The 17,433-nt window shown below is 30.3% G+C and carries 22 protein-coding genes; 4 read left to right on the forward strand and 18 right to left on the reverse strand.

Features of this window, described 5'->3' with window-relative positions; translation table 11 throughout:
- Positions 1–43 precede the first annotated feature (43 nt).
- The 3 genes from leuD to leuB are packed head-to-tail and all read left to right on the forward strand — an operon-like array spanning position 44 to position 3,241.
- Positions 44–640, forward strand: a complete 597-nt coding sequence (gene leuD / locus Q4Q39_RS10275; RefSeq protein WP_303282357.1) for a 3-isopropylmalate dehydratase small subunit — start codon at positions 44–46, stop codon at positions 638–640.
- Positions 641–2,161 carry a hydroxymethylglutaryl-CoA lyase-like TIM-barrel protein gene (locus Q4Q39_RS10280; RefSeq protein ID WP_303282358.1) on the forward strand — a complete coding sequence of 507 codons (1,521 nt, stop codon included), beginning with the start codon at positions 641–643 and terminating at the stop codon, positions 2,159–2,161.
- 21 nt (positions 2,162–2,182) lie between these two features.
- Entirely contained in the window at positions 2,183–3,241 is a 1,059-nt protein-coding gene (gene leuB, locus Q4Q39_RS10285; RefSeq protein ID WP_303282360.1) for a 3-isopropylmalate dehydrogenase, read from the forward strand.
- An 82-nt stretch (positions 3,242–3,323) separates the two neighbouring features.
- Here the strand turns inward: leuB and Q4Q39_RS10290 are convergent, their stop codons facing one another.
- The 18 genes from Q4Q39_RS10290 to Q4Q39_RS10375 all read right to left on the reverse strand — a co-directional run bounded on the left by Q4Q39_RS10290 (position 3,324) and on the right by Q4Q39_RS10375 (position 16,550).
- Positions 3,324–4,376 (reverse strand): alpha/beta fold hydrolase, encoded by a 1,053-nt coding sequence (locus Q4Q39_RS10290; RefSeq protein ID WP_303282361.1) that lies wholly within the window; start codon positions 4,374–4,376, stop codon positions 3,324–3,326.
- Positions 4,360–5,022: a hypothetical protein gene (locus Q4Q39_RS10295; protein ID WP_303282362.1), complete on the reverse strand. Its 663-nt coding sequence runs from the start codon at positions 5,020–5,022 to the stop codon at positions 4,360–4,362. Before Q4Q39_RS10295 ends, Q4Q39_RS10290 begins: the two co-directional genes overlap by 17 nt.
- Before the next feature lie 303 nt (positions 5,023–5,325).
- Positions 5,326–6,588, reverse strand: coding sequence for a mechanosensitive ion channel family protein (locus Q4Q39_RS10300; protein WP_303282363.1), 1,263 nt, complete (start codon positions 6,586–6,588; stop codon positions 5,326–5,328).
- The gene (locus Q4Q39_RS10305; RefSeq protein WP_303282364.1) at positions 6,588–6,878 is read right to left on the reverse strand and encodes a DUF3817 domain-containing protein; all 291 of its coding nucleotides are present in this window, start codon (positions 6,876–6,878) and stop codon (positions 6,588–6,590) included. Before Q4Q39_RS10305 ends, Q4Q39_RS10300 begins: the two co-directional genes overlap by 1 nt.
- Positions 6,879–6,940: 62 nt before the next feature.
- Positions 6,941–7,558, reverse strand: coding sequence for a YqaA family protein (locus Q4Q39_RS10310; RefSeq protein WP_303282365.1), 618 nt, complete (start codon positions 7,556–7,558; stop codon positions 6,941–6,943).
- Between the two features lie 441 nt (positions 7,559–7,999).
- Positions 8,000–8,251 (reverse strand): RES family NAD+ phosphorylase, encoded by a 252-nt coding sequence (locus Q4Q39_RS10315; protein ID WP_303282366.1) that lies wholly within the window; start codon positions 8,249–8,251, stop codon positions 8,000–8,002.
- A gap of 229 nt (positions 8,252–8,480) precedes the next feature.
- A complete protein-coding gene (locus Q4Q39_RS10320) occupies positions 8,481–9,119 on the reverse strand; it encodes a HEPN-associated N-terminal domain-containing protein (RefSeq protein ID WP_303282367.1) in 639 nt (212 codons plus the stop codon).
- A gap of 138 nt (positions 9,120–9,257) precedes the next feature.
- Complete coding sequence (locus tag Q4Q39_RS10325) at positions 9,258–9,401, reverse strand: hypothetical protein (protein WP_303282369.1); 144 nt, start codon at positions 9,399–9,401, stop codon at positions 9,258–9,260.
- Entirely contained in the window at positions 9,398–9,604 is a 207-nt protein-coding gene (locus Q4Q39_RS10330; RefSeq protein WP_303282370.1) for a helix-turn-helix transcriptional regulator, read from the reverse strand. The genes Q4Q39_RS10325 and Q4Q39_RS10330 overlap by 4 nt, the downstream gene beginning before the upstream one ends.
- A gap of 402 nt (positions 9,605–10,006) precedes the next feature.
- Positions 10,007–11,740: a DUF2326 domain-containing protein gene (locus tag Q4Q39_RS10335; protein WP_303282372.1), complete on the reverse strand. Its 1,734-nt coding sequence runs from the start codon at positions 11,738–11,740 to the stop codon at positions 10,007–10,009.
- Positions 11,737–11,970, reverse strand: coding sequence for a hypothetical protein (locus Q4Q39_RS10340; RefSeq protein WP_303282373.1), 234 nt, complete (start codon positions 11,968–11,970; stop codon positions 11,737–11,739). Before Q4Q39_RS10340 ends, Q4Q39_RS10335 begins: the two co-directional genes overlap by 4 nt.
- A 1-nt stretch (position 11,971) precedes the next feature.
- A complete protein-coding gene (locus Q4Q39_RS10345) occupies positions 11,972–12,925 on the reverse strand; it encodes an SMEK domain-containing protein (protein ID WP_303282375.1) in 954 nt (317 codons plus the stop codon).
- 154 nt (positions 12,926–13,079) lie between these two features.
- Positions 13,080–14,162 carry a hypothetical protein gene (locus tag Q4Q39_RS10350; protein WP_303282376.1) on the reverse strand — a complete coding sequence of 361 codons (1,083 nt, stop codon included), beginning with the start codon at positions 14,160–14,162 and terminating at the stop codon, positions 13,080–13,082.
- 142 nt (positions 14,163–14,304) lie between these two features.
- On the reverse strand, positions 14,305–14,769 hold the full coding sequence (locus Q4Q39_RS10355; protein WP_303282377.1) for a DUF4231 domain-containing protein: 465 nt from the start codon (positions 14,767–14,769) through the stop codon (positions 14,305–14,307).
- Positions 14,770–15,169: 400 nt separating this feature from the next.
- Positions 15,170–15,460 carry a type II toxin-antitoxin system RelE/ParE family toxin gene (locus Q4Q39_RS10360; RefSeq protein WP_303282378.1) on the reverse strand — a complete coding sequence of 97 codons (291 nt, stop codon included), beginning with the start codon at positions 15,458–15,460 and terminating at the stop codon, positions 15,170–15,172.
- Positions 15,447–15,704: a type II toxin-antitoxin system ParD family antitoxin gene (locus Q4Q39_RS10365; protein ID WP_303282379.1), complete on the reverse strand. Its 258-nt coding sequence runs from the start codon at positions 15,702–15,704 to the stop codon at positions 15,447–15,449. Before Q4Q39_RS10365 ends, Q4Q39_RS10360 begins: the two co-directional genes overlap by 14 nt.
- Positions 15,705–15,805: 101 nt before the next feature.
- Complete coding sequence (locus Q4Q39_RS10370) at positions 15,806–16,321, reverse strand: GNAT family N-acetyltransferase (RefSeq protein WP_303282380.1); 516 nt, start codon at positions 16,319–16,321, stop codon at positions 15,806–15,808.
- Positions 16,314–16,550 carry a hypothetical protein gene (locus tag Q4Q39_RS10375; RefSeq protein WP_303282382.1) on the reverse strand — a complete coding sequence of 79 codons (237 nt, stop codon included), beginning with the start codon at positions 16,548–16,550 and terminating at the stop codon, positions 16,314–16,316. The genes Q4Q39_RS10370 and Q4Q39_RS10375 overlap by 8 nt, the downstream gene beginning before the upstream one ends.
- Positions 16,551–16,923: 373 nt before the next feature.
- On the opposite strand from Q4Q39_RS10375, the gene Q4Q39_RS10380 reads away from it, so the two are divergent.
- Positions 16,924–17,379 (forward strand): Lrp/AsnC family transcriptional regulator, encoded by a 456-nt coding sequence (locus Q4Q39_RS10380; RefSeq protein WP_303282383.1) that lies wholly within the window; start codon positions 16,924–16,926, stop codon positions 17,377–17,379.
- The last annotated feature ends 54 nt before the right edge of the window (positions 17,380–17,433 follow it).

Consider the following 17,433-nt stretch of genomic DNA (forward strand, 5'->3'; position numbering starts at 1 on the left):
TAAAAATACTGCCAACTCAACACTGGCAATTGAACACTAAAATATGGCTTACGATAAATTTAATATACTAACAAGCACAGCGGTTCCATTACCTTTGGAAAACGTTGATACCGACCAAATTATACCTGCAAGATTTTTAAAAGCGACAGAGCGTAAAGGTTTTGGAGACAATTTGTTTAGAGACTGGAGATATCATGGTGATAATACACCAAAAGAAAATTTTGTGCTAAATAACCCTACTTATAGCGGTAAGATTTTAGTAGGAGGAAAGAATTTTGGTTCAGGCTCCTCTAGAGAGCATGCAGCTTGGGCGGTTTATGACTACGGTTTTCGTTGTGTAGTATCTAGCTTTTTTGCTGATATCTTTAAGAATAACTGTTTAAACATAGGTGTTTTACCTGTTCAGGTTAGCCCTGAGTTTTCTGAACAAATCTTTGATGCTATTTACAAAGATGCGAATACAGAAATAGAGGTGAATTTACCTGAACAAACTATTACTATAAAATCTACTGGAGCTCAAGAATCTTTTCATATTAATAGCTACAAAAAAGATAATATGCTGAATGGTTTTGACGATATTGATTATTTACAAAACATAAAAGGAGATATAGAAACATTTGCTAATGGATTGATGCTGTAAATGGCAATGAAGAAAATAGAAATAATGGATACGACATTGCGCGATGGTGAACAAACCTCGAGCGTGTCGTTTTCTGCTTTAGAGAAACTAACTATTGCAAAACTTTTATTAGAAGAGTTAAAAGTTGATCGTATAGAAATTGCGTCGGCCAGAGTATCCGAGGGTGAACTTCAAGCCGTTAAAGATGTTACTAACTGGGCAAAAGATAATGGTTATTTAAACACTGTAGAAGTGCTTACATTTGTTGATAAAGGAGTTTCTATAGACTGGATGCTTGAAGCTGGAGCCAAGGTACAAAACTTATTAACTAAAGGTTCATTAAATCATTTAACTCATCAGCTTAAAAAGACTTCTAATCAGCATTTTAAAGAAATTTCAGAAGTTACTCAGCTAGCTAAAGATAAAAGTATTGAAACCAATATCTATTTAGAAGATTGGAGTAATGGCATGCGTAATTCTAAAGACTATGTTTTTGAGTTTCTAGAATTCCTTTCTACCCAACCTATAAAACGTATTATGTTACCTGATACTTTGGGGGTAATTACACCTAAGGAATCTTACGATTTTGTAAAAGAGATTAAGGATAACTATCCGAATTTACATTTCGATTTTCATGCTCATAATGATTATGATTTAGGTGTCGCTAACGTTATGGAAGCACTTAAAGCTGGGGCAGATGGACTTCACTTAACCATAAATGGTATGGGGGAACGTGCTGGTAACGCTCCTATGTCAAGTACGATTGCTGTGATTAACGATTTTATGCCCGAAATAGAAGTAGGAGTCAATGAAAAAGGCTTATACACCTTAAGTAAAATGGTCGAAACGTTTTCCGGAGTTATGATTCCGGCTAACAAACCAGTTATTGGAGCCAATGTATTTACCCAAACGGCTGGAATACATGCAGATGGTGACAATAAAAAGAACCTCTATTTTAGTGACTTATTGCCTGAACGTTTCGGAAGAACCCGTAAGTATGCATTGGGAAAATCATCTGGTAAAGCCAATATTCAGAAGAATCTTCAAGAATTAGGACTTCAGCTAGACGATGATGATTTAAGAAAGGTCACGCAACGTATCATTGAATTAGGTGATAAAAAACAAGTGGTCACTAAAGAAGACTTGCCATATATCATTTCTGACGTTCTGGATTATACCTATGAGGAAAAGGTAAAAGTTAACTCATATGTATTAACACATTCAAAAGGCTTAAAACCTTCTACAACGGTTTCAATTACAATAAACAATGAAACGTTTGAAGAAAATGCTTCAGGTGACGGACAATTCGATGCCTTTATGAATGCCATCAAAAGCATTTTCAAAAAGAAAAAAATGGTGCTGCCAGGTTTGATAGATTATGCAGTTAGAATTCCTCCTGGAAGTCATTCTGATGCTTTGTGTGAAACCATTATTACCTGGAAAAACCCTGAAAAGGAGTTTAAAACACGCGGTCTGGACTCAGATCAAACGGTGTCTGCTATTAAAGCCACCGAAAAAATGCTAAACATTATTATTAATTAAGATTACAATAAAACAAAATAAATGAAATTTAATATTGCGCTTTTAGCCGGAGACGGTATAGGACCAGAAGTAATAGATCAAGCTGTAAAAGTTAGTGACGCTGTTGCTAAAAAATTTGGACACGAAATAACTTGGAAACCAGCATTAACTGGTGCAGCAGCGATTGATGCTGTTGGAGAACCTTATCCAGATGCTACACATGACATTTGTGCTGCTTCAGATGCGGTTTTATTTGGTGCTATTGGTCACCCACGTTTCGATAACGATCCTTCTGCAAAGGTACGTCCAGAGCAAGGACTATTAAAAATGCGTAAAAAATTAGGCTTATTCGCTAATGTAAGACCAACGTTTACATTTCCATCATTAATAGATAAATCGCCACTAAAAAAGGAACGTATAGAAGGTACAGATCTAGTGTTTTTACGTGAATTAACAGGCGGGATCTACTTTGGAGAAAAGGGGAGAAGAGATGAAGGTGAAACGGCTTACGATAACTGTGTGTATACAAGAGCTGAAGTACAGCGTTTAGCAAAAAAAGGATTTGAATTAGCGATGACGCGTTCTAAAAAGCTTTGTTGTGTTGATAAAGCAAATGTTTTAGAAACATCTCGTTTATGGAGAGAAACGGTTCAAGCTATGGAAAAAGACTATCCAGAGGTAGAAGTAAGTTATGAATTTGTTGATGCTGTTGCCATGAGACTTGTACAATGGCCAAATAGTTACGATGTATTGATTACTGAAAACTTGTTTGGAGATATTTTAACAGATGAAGCTTCTGTGATTTCAGGATCTATGGGATTGATGCCATCTGCGTCTATGGGAAGTGACATTGCTTTATTTGAGCCAATTCACGGATCGTATCCGCAAGCAACAGGATTAAACATAGCTAATCCTTTAGCAACTGTATTATCTGCTGCTATGATGTTTGAAACAGCTTTTAATTTACCAGAAGAAGGTGCAGCTATTAGAGACGTTGTAAATAAATCGTTATCTGAAGGTGTTGTAACAGAGGATTTAGCCAATGGTGAAAAAGCGTATGGAACCCAAGAAGTAGGGGACTGGTTAGCTGCTAATATTTAGAATTAATACTACTCTAATTATATTTAAAAACCTGTTAAGTATGATGCTTAACAGGTTTTTTTTTCAATAAAAAGAGCTCTTGCTATTTATTTTCATTGATAAACTGAATGACTTTTTCAGCAAATAAAGGACCTTCATTAAACATAGGGGAATGTCCAGACCTTTCAAAAATGACTAATTCTTTGTTACTAGAGCCTAAATTATCAAAAGCTTCTTGAGCAAACTTTGGAGGTACTATAGCATCATGTTTCCCCCAGAGTATTAAAGAAGGAACTGTGATTTCTGGAAGTCTACCGGTATAATTTAGGTCTTCCCAGAGCCCTTGATCTCCTAAAATGGATTGCGTTTTATTACCAGTCCATAATGTGGTTAATATATTATACTTAAAAATAGTCCTACTACTATCGTTTTTCCACTTATTAATAACATTATCATTTTCGAATTTTTCTTCAGCCTGATGGCCTTTATTATTCATTTTGGACGAATCATCTTCATTATATTGAGTTTGATTTACATTATTTACTAAATCAAGAACACCTTGCCAAAAATCGATGCTATTTCCAGCTTCAATTTGTTCTGAAGCTACTCTTTTAAAATTAGCGATGTATTCAAAATAAAGGCCTTGAGTATTGTGAGCACCGCCTACTTCAATCCACCCTGAAAAGTCACTTTGATCTTTTAATAAAGCAGAAGTCCCTAATGTGCCGCCCCAACTGTGTCCCATCAGGAAAAATCGAGAATCATCCCCATATTTATGTTTAATAACTTTTACGAGTGCTAATACATCTTCTGCCATAATATCAACGCTTATTCCGTTTTCAGAATAGCTACCTTGAGACATTCCTGAGCCTCTTTGGTCAAAATAAACAACGGCACATTCTTTTTCAATGTCACTTTTAATGGTATTAGCACGATAGGTTAATCCAGTACCTCCAGGGCCACCATGTAGTATGATAAGAAATACTTTTTCTGAAGCATTACCATGAATATAAGCTGGCATATCTGCATCTTTATGTCTCACAAATATGGTCTCATCTAAATTATTAAGGTTGTCGTTCTTAGAACATGAGAAGACGGTCCATAAAATAACTATTAGAAATAATAGTTTTGAGTTAGTATTAATTATTTTTTGCATCTCTTTTTTTCTTTTTAAAATTAAAACGGTAACCGTATTGGAAATTAAAAGCAGGTAAAGCACCTGCATTGTAAGGCGTTCGTAACATGAAGTTGATATTAAAAAATCGCCCTGTTAGTTTTTTACCTTTTCTTTGTTTACCAATACCTACAGAAATAGATGGTGCGTAATAGCCTCTTCCAGGAAGAAAGACTTTATCCACTTGATCTCCTTTAACTTCATAGGTTTCGGGTAAAAAAGAGCGATAATATCCTAAAGGATTAACTGTTATACTAAATTGTTTCCCCTTTTTATTAGTTCTTCTCCAGGTCACTCCATAATTTGTAAAGATTCCCGTGTCCGTTTTAGTTGAGAAATTAGTCGTGAAACCTAGATTTCCGTTTAGAAGAAACTGATGCGTATTTGTTCTTTGTCCTCGTTTTCTGTTTTTAGTTTTCTGCTTTTCTTTCCATAGGTATTCAGTCCCAAAGACTAAACCATTGTTCCAGAAAGTATTACCAAAATAACTCACTTTAAATTCGGTTCTATCTAAAAAAGATCTTGAAGAGATGTTAGTAGGGTAGTTTGTTTCCTCTAAATTTTGTGTAAACCCTATTTTTAAAAAGAACAATAGAAAAGGAATAAGTAAGTAGAATTTTAATCTCATATACTATTATATTTAAATGTACATAGGTTATAGACACTAGAATTTAGAATTGGTTGCATACAAAAAGATTTTTTATTGTTGATGCAGACAAAACTATCTTTATAACTTATCTATTCCTGTTAAAGTATATGTAATTAAAACTTAATGAATTAATAAAAAAAGTAGAATAGTGTTAAAGTAAGTTAGAAGTTTTTATTTTATTTTAAAATTAACACTAGTTTATTTTTTAAATGTTATCCTGCCTTTACATCATCCCTAGAGACAAATCCTTTTGAAGTAACATGTTATCCGTTAAAACTAAAATTATTCAGTAATATTTAATCCTTTGAAATTGGAACCACTAGGGAATTCAAATAGTTCCAAATCAAAGTAGGGAAGTGCTGCAATTAAATGATCGAATATATCTGCCATTATATATTCATAATTCTCCCAGCGCTTATCATTGCTAAAGGCATAGATCTCGATAGGAATTCCTTGAGCGGTAGGAGCCAATTGCCTTACCATAATAGTCATATCCTTATTTATAGCTGAGTGATTCTCGATATAGGTCTGGACATACTTCCTAAAAACGCCTAAATTGGTGAGATTCCGACCATTTAAAGGTATAGATTTATCAATATTATGATCATTATTATAACGATCAATATCAGCTTGTCGTTGCTTTAAATAAGTGCTTATAAGCTCAATACCACTAAGTGTTTTTAAACGTTCCTTATTAAGATAGTTTACACTATCCATCTTAATTGATACCGAACGCTTAATACGTCTACCATCAGAACTCACCATCCCACGCCAGTTTTTAAAAGAATCAGAAATCAACGCATAGGTTGGAATAGTCGTTATTGTTTTATCAAAGTTCTGAACTTTTACAGTCGCTAAATTGATTTCGATCACATCACCATCAGCGCCATACTTTTCAAACGTAATCCAATCACCAATCCGCACCATGTCATTAATTGACACTTGAATACTAGCCACAAAGCCTAAGATAGTATCCTTAAAAACAAGTATAATTACTGCCGAAGCTGCACCTAAAGCGGTTAAGAATTTAATAAAAGGAGTGTCTGTAATTATCGCAATAGCAGACATAAAACCTGCTACCCACGCAAAAATCATAAAAACCTGAATATAACTATCAATCGGTTTATCTTTTAGGCGAGGCAGTGTCTTAAAGTAATCCTTTAAGGTATTGAGAAAACTCCTTACAATCCATAGTGTAAGGACAATAGCAAAGACTTGAAGTCCTTTTTCAATAACACCATCGAAATTCGGAAAATCCCTAAAAATATTAGGTGTGAATTCCATGGCTATTAGGAGTGGAATGATATGTGCGATATTACGAGGAACCTTATTAGCAACTAGTAAATCATCAAAATTTGTTTTTGATACCGAAGCAAACTGATAAAAAGTCTTTACCAGAATCTTACGAATTACAAAATCAATAATAAATACAACAATAATTAATATAAGGAGTAGCCCAAACATATTTAAATATTCTGCTGTAGTATCAGAAATGCCAAATTCGGTTAGATAATCATAGATAAAATGACGGTATTTTTCTTGCATTAGGTAAGACGTTTTAAATATTTATGATCAATGTAAAAGGTTCCGAAAGGAATTATAGAGGCTAACAGAATGATTAAAAACTGATTTTTAGTCCATTCCGTTTCTTTTTTATACATAAAAGCTAAAATAACATAGCCCATAAACAAAAGACCGTGTGGCATGCCTAGCATTTTTACGTATTGTGGATCGCCAGAAATATACTTTATAGGTGTTGCTATAAAAAGTAATAAGATATATGAAACACCCTCTAGAAAAGCAACTAATCTAAATATATTGATAAATGATAACATAAGGTTTCTTTAAAATACAAAAATACAATGTGGAAACTTAAGAGCCTAGATTTTAGTCTCTTTTATAAGACATTAAAGATTATGAGTCCGTAAATGGCAAAACGCAATAAACGTAGTGAACCATAAAGGACAACACTCTTAAATGGAAAGTGAATAATCCCAGCAGCTATACAAGACATGGAAAAGGGTAGTGGCAATAAAGCACCTACAACAATAAGGAAGCCTCCCCATTTTTTAGAGTTCTTTAGCTGTTTTTCCATTTTAACCTCCAAATAGTTATGCACACTAGGAATCTCTGTAATGAAAACTCCCAACCAATAAGATATAAGACCACCGCAATATGATAAAAAAGCTAAAAACCCAAGATATAGCCAAGGACTAGGCATTTTTCCAGACCAGGCAATAAAAACCTCTGGAGGTATAATACCTAAAAGAGTTTCTGACACAAAAAAGAATGTGAGTACACCATATGCCGGAAGCGTTTCTGTTATACGGACCAAAGCATCATTGATATCAAAAAAGTGATTTATAACATAAATTACGGCAACTAGTATAAGAATTATTGGCAAAGCTTTTTTAACGGCCTGCCAAACAAAACTATAAAACCCAGTATAACTATAATACTGGTGTAATAAACGTATCCTTTTTTTATCAGTCTTAGACTTTGGTTTAGGCTTCATGGTTTTCATGTAAATTAAAGGCAAACAAATATAGTTGTATCAGTCGTATTATAAAAGAGGAACTTATAAGTTTAGTTGAAATTTAACATTACAGTGTGATATATAGAGGGGTGAATTAAAATTCTATTTTACATAATATTAATTATAGTACATTTTATAACAATTAGCGAAATATCTTTTGTCTTGAAACAAAAGAAACAAAAATTCAAGACTGCATATAATTTTGGAAACAATTACGGCTCGTTACGCTATATTTTAGGAAACAGGCTAACTTCTTAAGACTGCTTTTAGGTACATTTAAGATTAGAACTCTTAAGATTGTGTATTACTAGACCCCTAAAATATGGACGCTCCATTCACCTATTGTTTTAGCCAAAATTAGTATGAGGTCGTTTTAACATCCTGCTTCTATTGAACATTGAACTAATACAAGTCACAGGATTATAAATCTCTAATCAAAGATGTTTTAATACTTGATTTAGAAAAATCTAAGTTATCTATAGACTCCTCGTGATCGTAGAATAATACTATATTTTTAGCGTTAGAATCCTTTGCAGAATTATATATCATACCATCAACATTTAAATCAGGATTGTATCTTATATATTCTGTAATTACCTGAGTCGGTAGATATTCTAGAACCGAATCTTTTTTAAGAACAGGAAGACTTACTTCGGTAACAAATGAATTCATAAAGGAAATTATATCTATTGAATCGTTTTTTTCTTCATCAAAAATAGATGGTACATCTGGAAGTTTTGTTAAATCAACTAGCCTTAAAGCTTTTTTATTTCTGAAATTGTTAATCCTTTATGTTTGCTACAATAAAATAATGATATTCCAGCAGCATTCATTCTTCCTGCTGTTTTATTTTGGGAGTTAGGTAATGAAGCTATTTTAGATGCGTCACTAACTTCATTTTTTATTTTATAGTATGTTGTCTAGTTCTATATAATATTGTTTTAGTTTTGAGTATAGTTATCATATTATGCTTAAGTATAGTAGCTTCTACTTGATGTAAAATATCGGCAGGATCGGATAAATTCCATTGTTGAAATGTTTCAGAAAAGTGAAAAGCAAATCTAGCCTTATGCTTTAATACTTCTTTAAAGTGATTCCATAAATCATCTAAATATTCTTCGTGAGAGCCAAATTCATTTCGTTCACAATATAATTGACCTGTTGAAAGTTGATTACTTACGTCTTCAAGTAATTTATCATCTTCTATCCTTAAATCAAATGGATCATCCCACCATATTTCCTCAAAAGGTTGTACGTTTCCATCAAAACCATACTCAGAATCTTTATTCAAATATCTGCCATTTGCAGGATCTTCATAAACATAATCTAAACCAACAGCAATTAAAGTTAAAACAGCTTCTAGTTCAATTACAATAAGTCTCTTATTACAATAAGAACAAATACCTTTTTCTCCTTGTTTTCCGATGTATTCATTTAAAAAACAATCGTTAAAGTGGTTTTTACAAACATATGTTCCTATATCAAAATAGTATCCTTCTTCTACATCTCCTGGTTTTAAATATCTTTTTGTCCACGTCACGTTTTAGCCAAAATTATATGAGGTTATTACTTTAGTTTTTCAATCATGTTTTCTAGCGAATACTTTGCTAATTCTGGAATTGTATTAGCAGAAACATTAATCTCCCAATTAGACAAACTTGTCATTAAACTTACTTCGTTATGTGGTGTCTAAATCTATGGATTGTAGGTATAATTGATTATTTCCAATTAAAAAGTCAACTCCTTCCCTCCCATCAGTTTTGGCGGTTAATTCTATGTTATGACTTTTTAATTCTGATTTTAGAAACTCTAACGCAGTCATTTTGTAGAAACTAAAAGCTCTCTAATATCTACATCTAAGATTTTTGCTATCTTTTTTAAATCTTTTAAATGTGGTTGAGATTTATTGTTGCAAAATGCAGTTACAGAAGTCGTACTTTTTCCAAGTTCTTCTGCAAGCCATACTTGCGATTTTCCTTGAATCACTAAAACTTCTTTTATTCTATTTATCCTATCTACTGCCATGATTGTATGATGTATTCTACCTTAAATATATAATACATACTTATTAAAACATAAGTTTAAATTAAATTTTATTAATCCAAACTTGCGTTTTTGAATTTTTTATTATAAGTTTGAATTAACTTTATGTAAGTTAAAATTATATAAATATAATTTTTAGTTAAATTTTAATTGTTAATAACTTTATTTCAAATTTTATGCCATATCCTAAATACACCAAAGCCGACCTTGAGAAAATCGTATATACTCAACTAGATAATTTAAACGCGATTCACGACTTATTACGCATTATGAAAATTCAGAATGAGCTAATTGATAATGCAAATAAGAAACTAAAGGATGAAGTGATTGATTTTAAGAAACGGGTTAATTATGGGACGGGAAAAAGAAGTTAATTTTAGTAGATTAACCAATTTCTGAATATTTATCACCAATTATGAATCTATTTGATTTAGTGTAAATTGCCCTAGCGTAGTCGTGTATGTTAAAATCTAAGAACTTTTTAGAGCTATCATCATCTACTTTATCACTATTTAAAGTTAATATATACTGAAAGGAATTATTGTCCTCAATTGAATATAAAAAATTAAGGCTTCTTAGTAGTGTATCTTGGTCAACATCAAAAATATTATCGTGGATTAAAAGTCTTGGATGCTTAATCTTTGTAAATTGATTTAATAATAATGAGACATCATAAATGAAAACTTTTGCTCTTTCTACACTATGACTACCACCATAATCTATTGACATATTAAATTTCACTATGTCTCTATAAGTATCTCTATTAACAGTTTCAATAGTAAATGAACAACCTTTATTCCCCATAATATACTGATGAATATTAGCTATTGTTTTGTTAAAACTATCTATTTTACTATCATTATTAACAATCTCCTCGTCTACTTTTGTTACTAAATTAGACTTGTTTGATTTTAATCTATTTTTGTGTTGTTTATTATAATCATAGCTCTTTAATTGTGTTCTAATATTACTTGATTCTTCACTTTTTCTATGATATATTGCTAAACTTTGTTTCAAATTTTTAAACACTCCTTTTTTATCAATTGCCTTTAATAATCCTGACCTGTTGTCATCTAGAGATCTAATCTTTTTATTAATTATTTTATGTTTTGCTAAAAGAGTTTTTAATTTCTCGTTGACTATATGATTTTGAAAATTTTCAATTTTTTCTTTGAAACTGTTAACTTGTTCAAAAGATTTTTTTAATTGATTACCTAATCCTTGCTTAAATTGCTCGTAAATAAATAAAACATCTGCCTCATCAATCTTTTCTATTTCTGGTAATAATCTTATTTTTTGAATACTAAGTTTTAAATATGTTTGTTGGGTTCTTAACTCGTTTAAAGCCAAATCTATACTAATTAAATCATCTTCTACTTTCTCAAATGATTCATATGTTTTTAATTCCTCTAAATCATTTTCTAGTTTTTCTAATTCCTCTTCTTTAGAGTTAACTTCAGCTCTAACATCAGTTAGACTTTTTAGACCATTTTGAGTTAAACTTTTATTTAAATCGCTTATATAGCGAGAATATTTATCAATTTCTGTTATAGTATTTTGAGCAAGACGATAAGCGGCAATATCAAAATCAAGTAAATAAAGTGTTGTTGTATGATCTGCAGGAACTCTATTTTTAGTATCAAAATAACTTACAATATCTTTAAATTCAGATCGCTCATCTCTGATACTCGGGTTTAATAACTCTCTAAATGAAGGATTCAAATTTATCTTTGACTTATTAGTGTAAAATAAATCATTTAAATAATTTAAAGCATTTTCAATACTATCAAAAGTAACCGTATTCCCATCTAAAGTAATTTCTGGTTTATCATCTGTTGCAACTGTACGAATTATTGTTAAATCTTTATTGTTTATTTTTAAATCTAAACATATTTTGGTATCGGGATTTAAAATTGCTTTTGGGATTTTAAAAACTCTGCTACCTGTTTTCTTTCTTAACAAGCAAAAGTTTAAAAATTCTATTGACATAGATTTTCCAACTCCATTAGTCTTATTAGAAGATTCGTCTTTTTCACCCAATATAAAGTTTAATCCTTTTTTAAAATAAATCGGCTTAATTATTTCTGGATAAGTGTATAACTTTTTTATTCTTATCATTTTGAAAAAATATAGGGTTCTTCAAAATCAACAATATCTGTTGCATATAAAAGCATTAGTGAATAATTCAATTGTTCATTATTTAAAAGGTTTTCTTTTTTCAAAAGACTTGCAATATCGTAAATAGAAATTTTTTTATCTTCTCTTTTACTCAATTCTTTTAAAATTAAATAACCAATATAGACTATAGATTTCTTTACCTTTTCATCTTTAGATATTAATGAGCTCATATTAGTTTGGAAAAACATTGCATCTAATTAATTGATGTATTAAATAAAATTTCACAGCCATTTGATCAAAAGATAATCCTTCTTTTATAAAAAGATCGTTAAAAAAAGAACTTAAATTTTCTAATGCATCTTCTGGGTTATTATCACTACTCATTAGATGTTTATTACTAACATCTTTAAGGTAAGCACCTATTTTTCTTATTTTTACAGAAGAAATATCTGTATTGTTTTCTGCTAATTCTAATGCGTAAGCATAATCAAGATACAAATCCGAATATAGTTTTTTTAAAAAAGTTGCGTATTCCTTAAATCGTTTTTCAATTTTATATTTAGGGTCTGGTTCATCCTCTGTTTTAAAAGTTTTATGATTATCTTCATCACTAATGAAATCAATTAAATTAATAAATGTTTTTACTTCATTTGGTTTAGACTCTATTTTAGATTTATAGTAAGGATGAACCAATTCATCACTTAACCATTTTTCAATTTTAATGACCTTGTCTAAATCATCAATATCTTGAATTTTAGTTATAATATATGGAACATCTATTACATCTTTGCCCATATCAAAAGAAAAGTTATCATTTTTAATAACATCATCTCTTTTAATCTTATCTTTTATTACAAGTATTTTAAGCTTGTTGTAGTGCTTATATAATTCTTTTTCGTTAAAAGCAGAAACAGTTTCTTTTATTTTATTTTTAGAATTATCTGATGTAACTTGAATAGCAATTTTATTTATTCTATCTCCTAAATCTATGACTGCAACATTCTGTTCAACAATATTTATATTTTCCAAATTAATATCGAGAATGTCGTTTAGCATAATTTTATAAAACTGCTCAGCGTGTATATTAATGTCTTGCAGATTAACTTTACTACGCAAACTTACTTCTCCTTTAAGTATTGCTAAATGACTAATTATTTTTGTTATTAAAACTTCTCTATTACGCATTAAGTTATCATAGTGTAGAAATCAAATTTAGTAAATGTAAATATTTTATTACTAAAATTTTAAATATTTATTTTTTTTATAAGTTTATTAATAAAGTGTTTCTTCACTCAAGTACTAATTGAAAATAGGAACTCATAAACTCGAGGTTTAGTTTTTAACCAAAATTCAATAATGCTTCTATAGCTTTTTTTGAGCTATTTGTTAAATCATTTAAAGCTTTATCAATAGATTCTACAGATTCATTTCTTTTTGAAATTAAACTATCTAATTGGTTCTTCTGATTTATATAATCGTTGTCATTTTCTGGAACACCTTTAGCTTTCAATGCTTTTAGAGAATCAGTAAGTTTATTAATTTCAGGGTCATAAAAATCCATTATTCTTTTGCGATTAGAACTTAATTTATTTTTATAACATTCGAACATAGCTTTTGCAGGTTCAATAACTTCTGCAACAATTCTTTCCTTAATAGCCATTCTTTTTTGTGCTGAAGCCATTTCAGCTTGAGAAGCTATTGATCCAGCTGCTTCAGCCATCTTTTTCCCTGCATCTTTGGCAAAACGGATAGTAATTGAAGGAATTCTGAATATCATGTCTTTCTGTTCAAGTTTTATTTCAGGTATATCAAAAACTATTTTTTGCTCTTTCATTGTAACTTCAGGAACTCCAATTACAATTCTTTGTTTTCGATTTTCGTAAGTAGGCACATCTAAATATGTTTGTTCCCAAGTTATTGTTGTTTGTGGAACATCTAGACATACACGAAACATACCTGAACCAGTACATTTCGTTTTCATTCGAGTTGTACTATGAGGAATTTTAGGGCCTTTTTTTCTTTTCATCACCAAAGTTGGTACATCGAAGATAATATCATTGTCTTTGACTGTAACTTGCGGAACATCAAATTTCCAAGTTTCACTCCTCATTGTTATAGTAGGTATATCCAATGAAATTCGTTCTTCAGAATAAGAAGTTTCAATCGTAAATAGTGAGCCTATTAATTTTCCAGTTGCGCCACCAATAACAGCTCCAGCTGGACCTCCTATGGTTCCACCAATAACTGTACCTGCCGTAACAGCAACACCATTTGCTAAATCACTTTCTTGTTCAAATTCTTGCTCTAATTCAATAGATTTTTCTTCTGCTTCTTGGGCTATTTTTGCTAATTCATTTTCTAAATCAATTTGGACACTTTTCAAAGCTTGGTTAAATTCTAATTCTTTTGTTTCACAACTCATAATATTTTGGTTTAAAAGTTATTTTTTCAATTTGCTGGTAAATACTTATATAATGTTTTTCGTTTTTTGGATATATGGTAATAATGTTATATTTTATAAGAGAATGATACTTGAACTTGAACATCAAATATTTTTAAGAAGATTACTCTCTTTGAACATCTAAATCTGGAAGTTGTTCAGCTTTATCTAATATTTCCATTTTGTCTTTTCTGCTAATCTCCTCTAAATCAGTAACAATTTTGACAAATCTTGATAAACTTTGTTCATCATCAAGCCCTTCATAGCCATCAGATTTAAACTTGTATTTTCTATATTCAGATGACAAAGAAATATGAAATAATTCATAATTTTTCCATTGGCTTTTAAATTTAAATAATGTGTCAATGGCTGCTAATACACCAATAAAAAAGCTTACCCAAGCAATGATTTTTGTTAAATTTTTACCTGCAAAAATAATTGCAAGACCAGGAATTACAGCTCCAACCACTACAATTGACATTGCTTTTGTAAATAAAAAAAGAAATTTGTATAACTTATATCGTTGCCTATATTCCTCAATCTTAGAAATAATCTCCCCAATAAACAATTCTCTGGCTTTTGAACTCATAATAAAATTATAGAATTTGAAAATGCTAAAACATACCCAATAGTGGGTAATTATTAAAAACTGTGCTATTATTTTTGCTAAAAAGGAGAGTTAATCACTAAATATCAAATGATTGCAATAAATATAAGAAAAATATTTCAATTGCCATTCCACACACATTCCACTACTCTCCTATCGTCGTTTCGTAAAAAGCGTGTTCCATTAAGATTCTAGAGAAAATTTTTAGAAGAAAAAAATAAAGGAAATGATGTATTAAATTTCGCTTTTAGCCAAAGCAAAGTTACATAACGCAGAACATTATAGAACGTTTATATATTCCATAATCAGTCATTATGTAAAATTGCTTAATAAACTTTAGTTTTATGAATTTTATTGTAAAAGGTTTAAGGAAAGTTATAATTTATAGATTATTTTCATAATCCATACTTTGACTTAATACACGAACAATTAAAATATCAATATCTGTAGATAAATAAAAAATGGTATGAGATTTATAAGAAAATCTTTTTAATGACAGAATAAATTCAGATGCATCGCGTCCTAAAGTACTATTATCAGCTAAAATTTGAAATAGTGTATGCATTCCTGATAAATATGTTTGGGCTTGTTTTAATCCAAATGTTTCAATGCCGTACTCATACATTTTGGCAAGATCAATTTCGGCGCTTCTTGATACTTTATAAACGCCCATCTGCCCGCAGACGGTCTTCAACTTCCTTCATGATATCTGGAACGGATTTATCACTAATACCACTTTCCATGCCTTCAGTTATAGCTGCTTTGAGTGCTGAAAATTTGGCGTTTTTTGCTTGATCTCGTCTTACTAAATCACGAATGTATTCACTATCATTAGTAAATTCTCCTATTGTAATTCGTGACTTTATCCACTTATCCTGTTTTTCAGTAAATGTTATTGTTTTTCTAATTGTTGACATAAATACATGCTTTAATAATCATACTATTGATGCAATTTAATGTGTTTAATTGAATATTACAAAAATGGAGAGTGCGAATTGCTGTAATTCAATATATATACTTATATATTTTTTGAAAAAACTATATTTTCATATTCTTTTCCATTGACAAGAAAATTTAATTCTCCAACATTTATAAATTCATTTCTTTCATAGAATCTAATGGCTCTCTTATTTTTTATATAAACAGTTAGCCACATCGTATCTAATTGTAGTGCTTTAGCTTTTTCTTCAACAAAAGTTAGAAGTTGTTGTCCAATTTTTAAGGGTATAAACTCATTTTGGATGAAGATCCTTTCAAGACGACAATTGTTTTGAGAAGCAACATTTTCGTTTATAACGTTTACTACTAATTTTGCGTAACCAACAGGTAAATCATCGACATAAATAATATAGAAAAGATTCTTAGGATTGTTTATCTCTTGTTTCGTTTTAGAAATTGAAAAATTCGAGTTTAGGTATTCTAATAGATTGTTTTTATCATCTATGTAGTGACCATGAGATTCTGCCCATGTTAGTCTTCCTAAAAGTGCTAAAATGGCTATATCTGCTTCTTTAGCTATTTGTATTTTAATCATTACTGTTCTTTTTAATTTTTAATCGTCTTAGATGATACCCATGCAGAAATACAGCAATAGTGCATCCTACAATTATTGGAGCTGCGCTAATTAATGCGCCATATAAAATGTAAATTATATTAGCAATTAGTGAGATTAGCCTTAGTTTATATTCACCTTTAGTGGACATTGAATATAAGTTTATGACTAAACCTCCGTAACCAATACAATCAATTAAAATTGTGTTCATTGTTTATTTTTTAAAATTTATCCGTTTGGTTATTCACTTATAGTTGAAAAGTATATGTATACTTTAATTGGATACTTTTTGTATATACTTCGCTAAATCTTCTTTTGATATTAAATACCGATACAATCATAATATGAAGCTTTAATTATTTAACACTTCAAATTTAGGCTATATACTACATTATTATATTAATAATATAAGGTTTAAAGTGTTATATAATTAAACATATAATGTTTAATATATTTTATAAGTCATATAATTAATATTGGTTAATTATTTTAAGTTAATCATAATTATTACCGTGTAATAATTAGTTAAAATTCTATAATTCAAAATATATACATTATATTTATCGTATATAATAAAAGGTATCATGAAAATAGATAAATTGAATTGGGCAATTCTTACAGAGTTGCAAAAAGATGCAAGAATGGCTGTCAAGGATATTGCAAAAACTGTCGGCTTATCGTCGCCCGCAGTTTCAGAACGAATTCAAAAACTAGAGGATTTAGGTATTATAAAAGGTTATACCACCAAGATCAATATAGAAGCATTAGGATATCCTTTGGGAGTAATTATCTCAATTAAAGTAAGGTACGGACAGACACAAAATTTCATGGACTTTATCAAAACCGTTCCTGAAATATTTGAGTGCTATCAACTAACGGGGCGTGATTGTATGCAGATGAAAGGCTATGTAAAAAACCCTAGCCATCTTCAAAATCTCAATAGTAGGTTGGCCGCTTACGGTGAGATGACCACGTCACTTGTTTTATCCTCCGTGATTTCAGATAATGTATTGGATGGTGAAATGCCATTTTCAAATTAAATTTGCTAAAAACCCAATCTAATTTGGATACTAATATTTGGTTTCAATTTTCCT

It is taken from the genome of Flavivirga amylovorans, assembly GCF_030540875.1.
In the GTDB taxonomy this organism is placed as follows: Bacteria; Bacteroidota; Bacteroidia; order Flavobacteriales; family Flavobacteriaceae; genus Flavivirga; species Flavivirga amylovorans.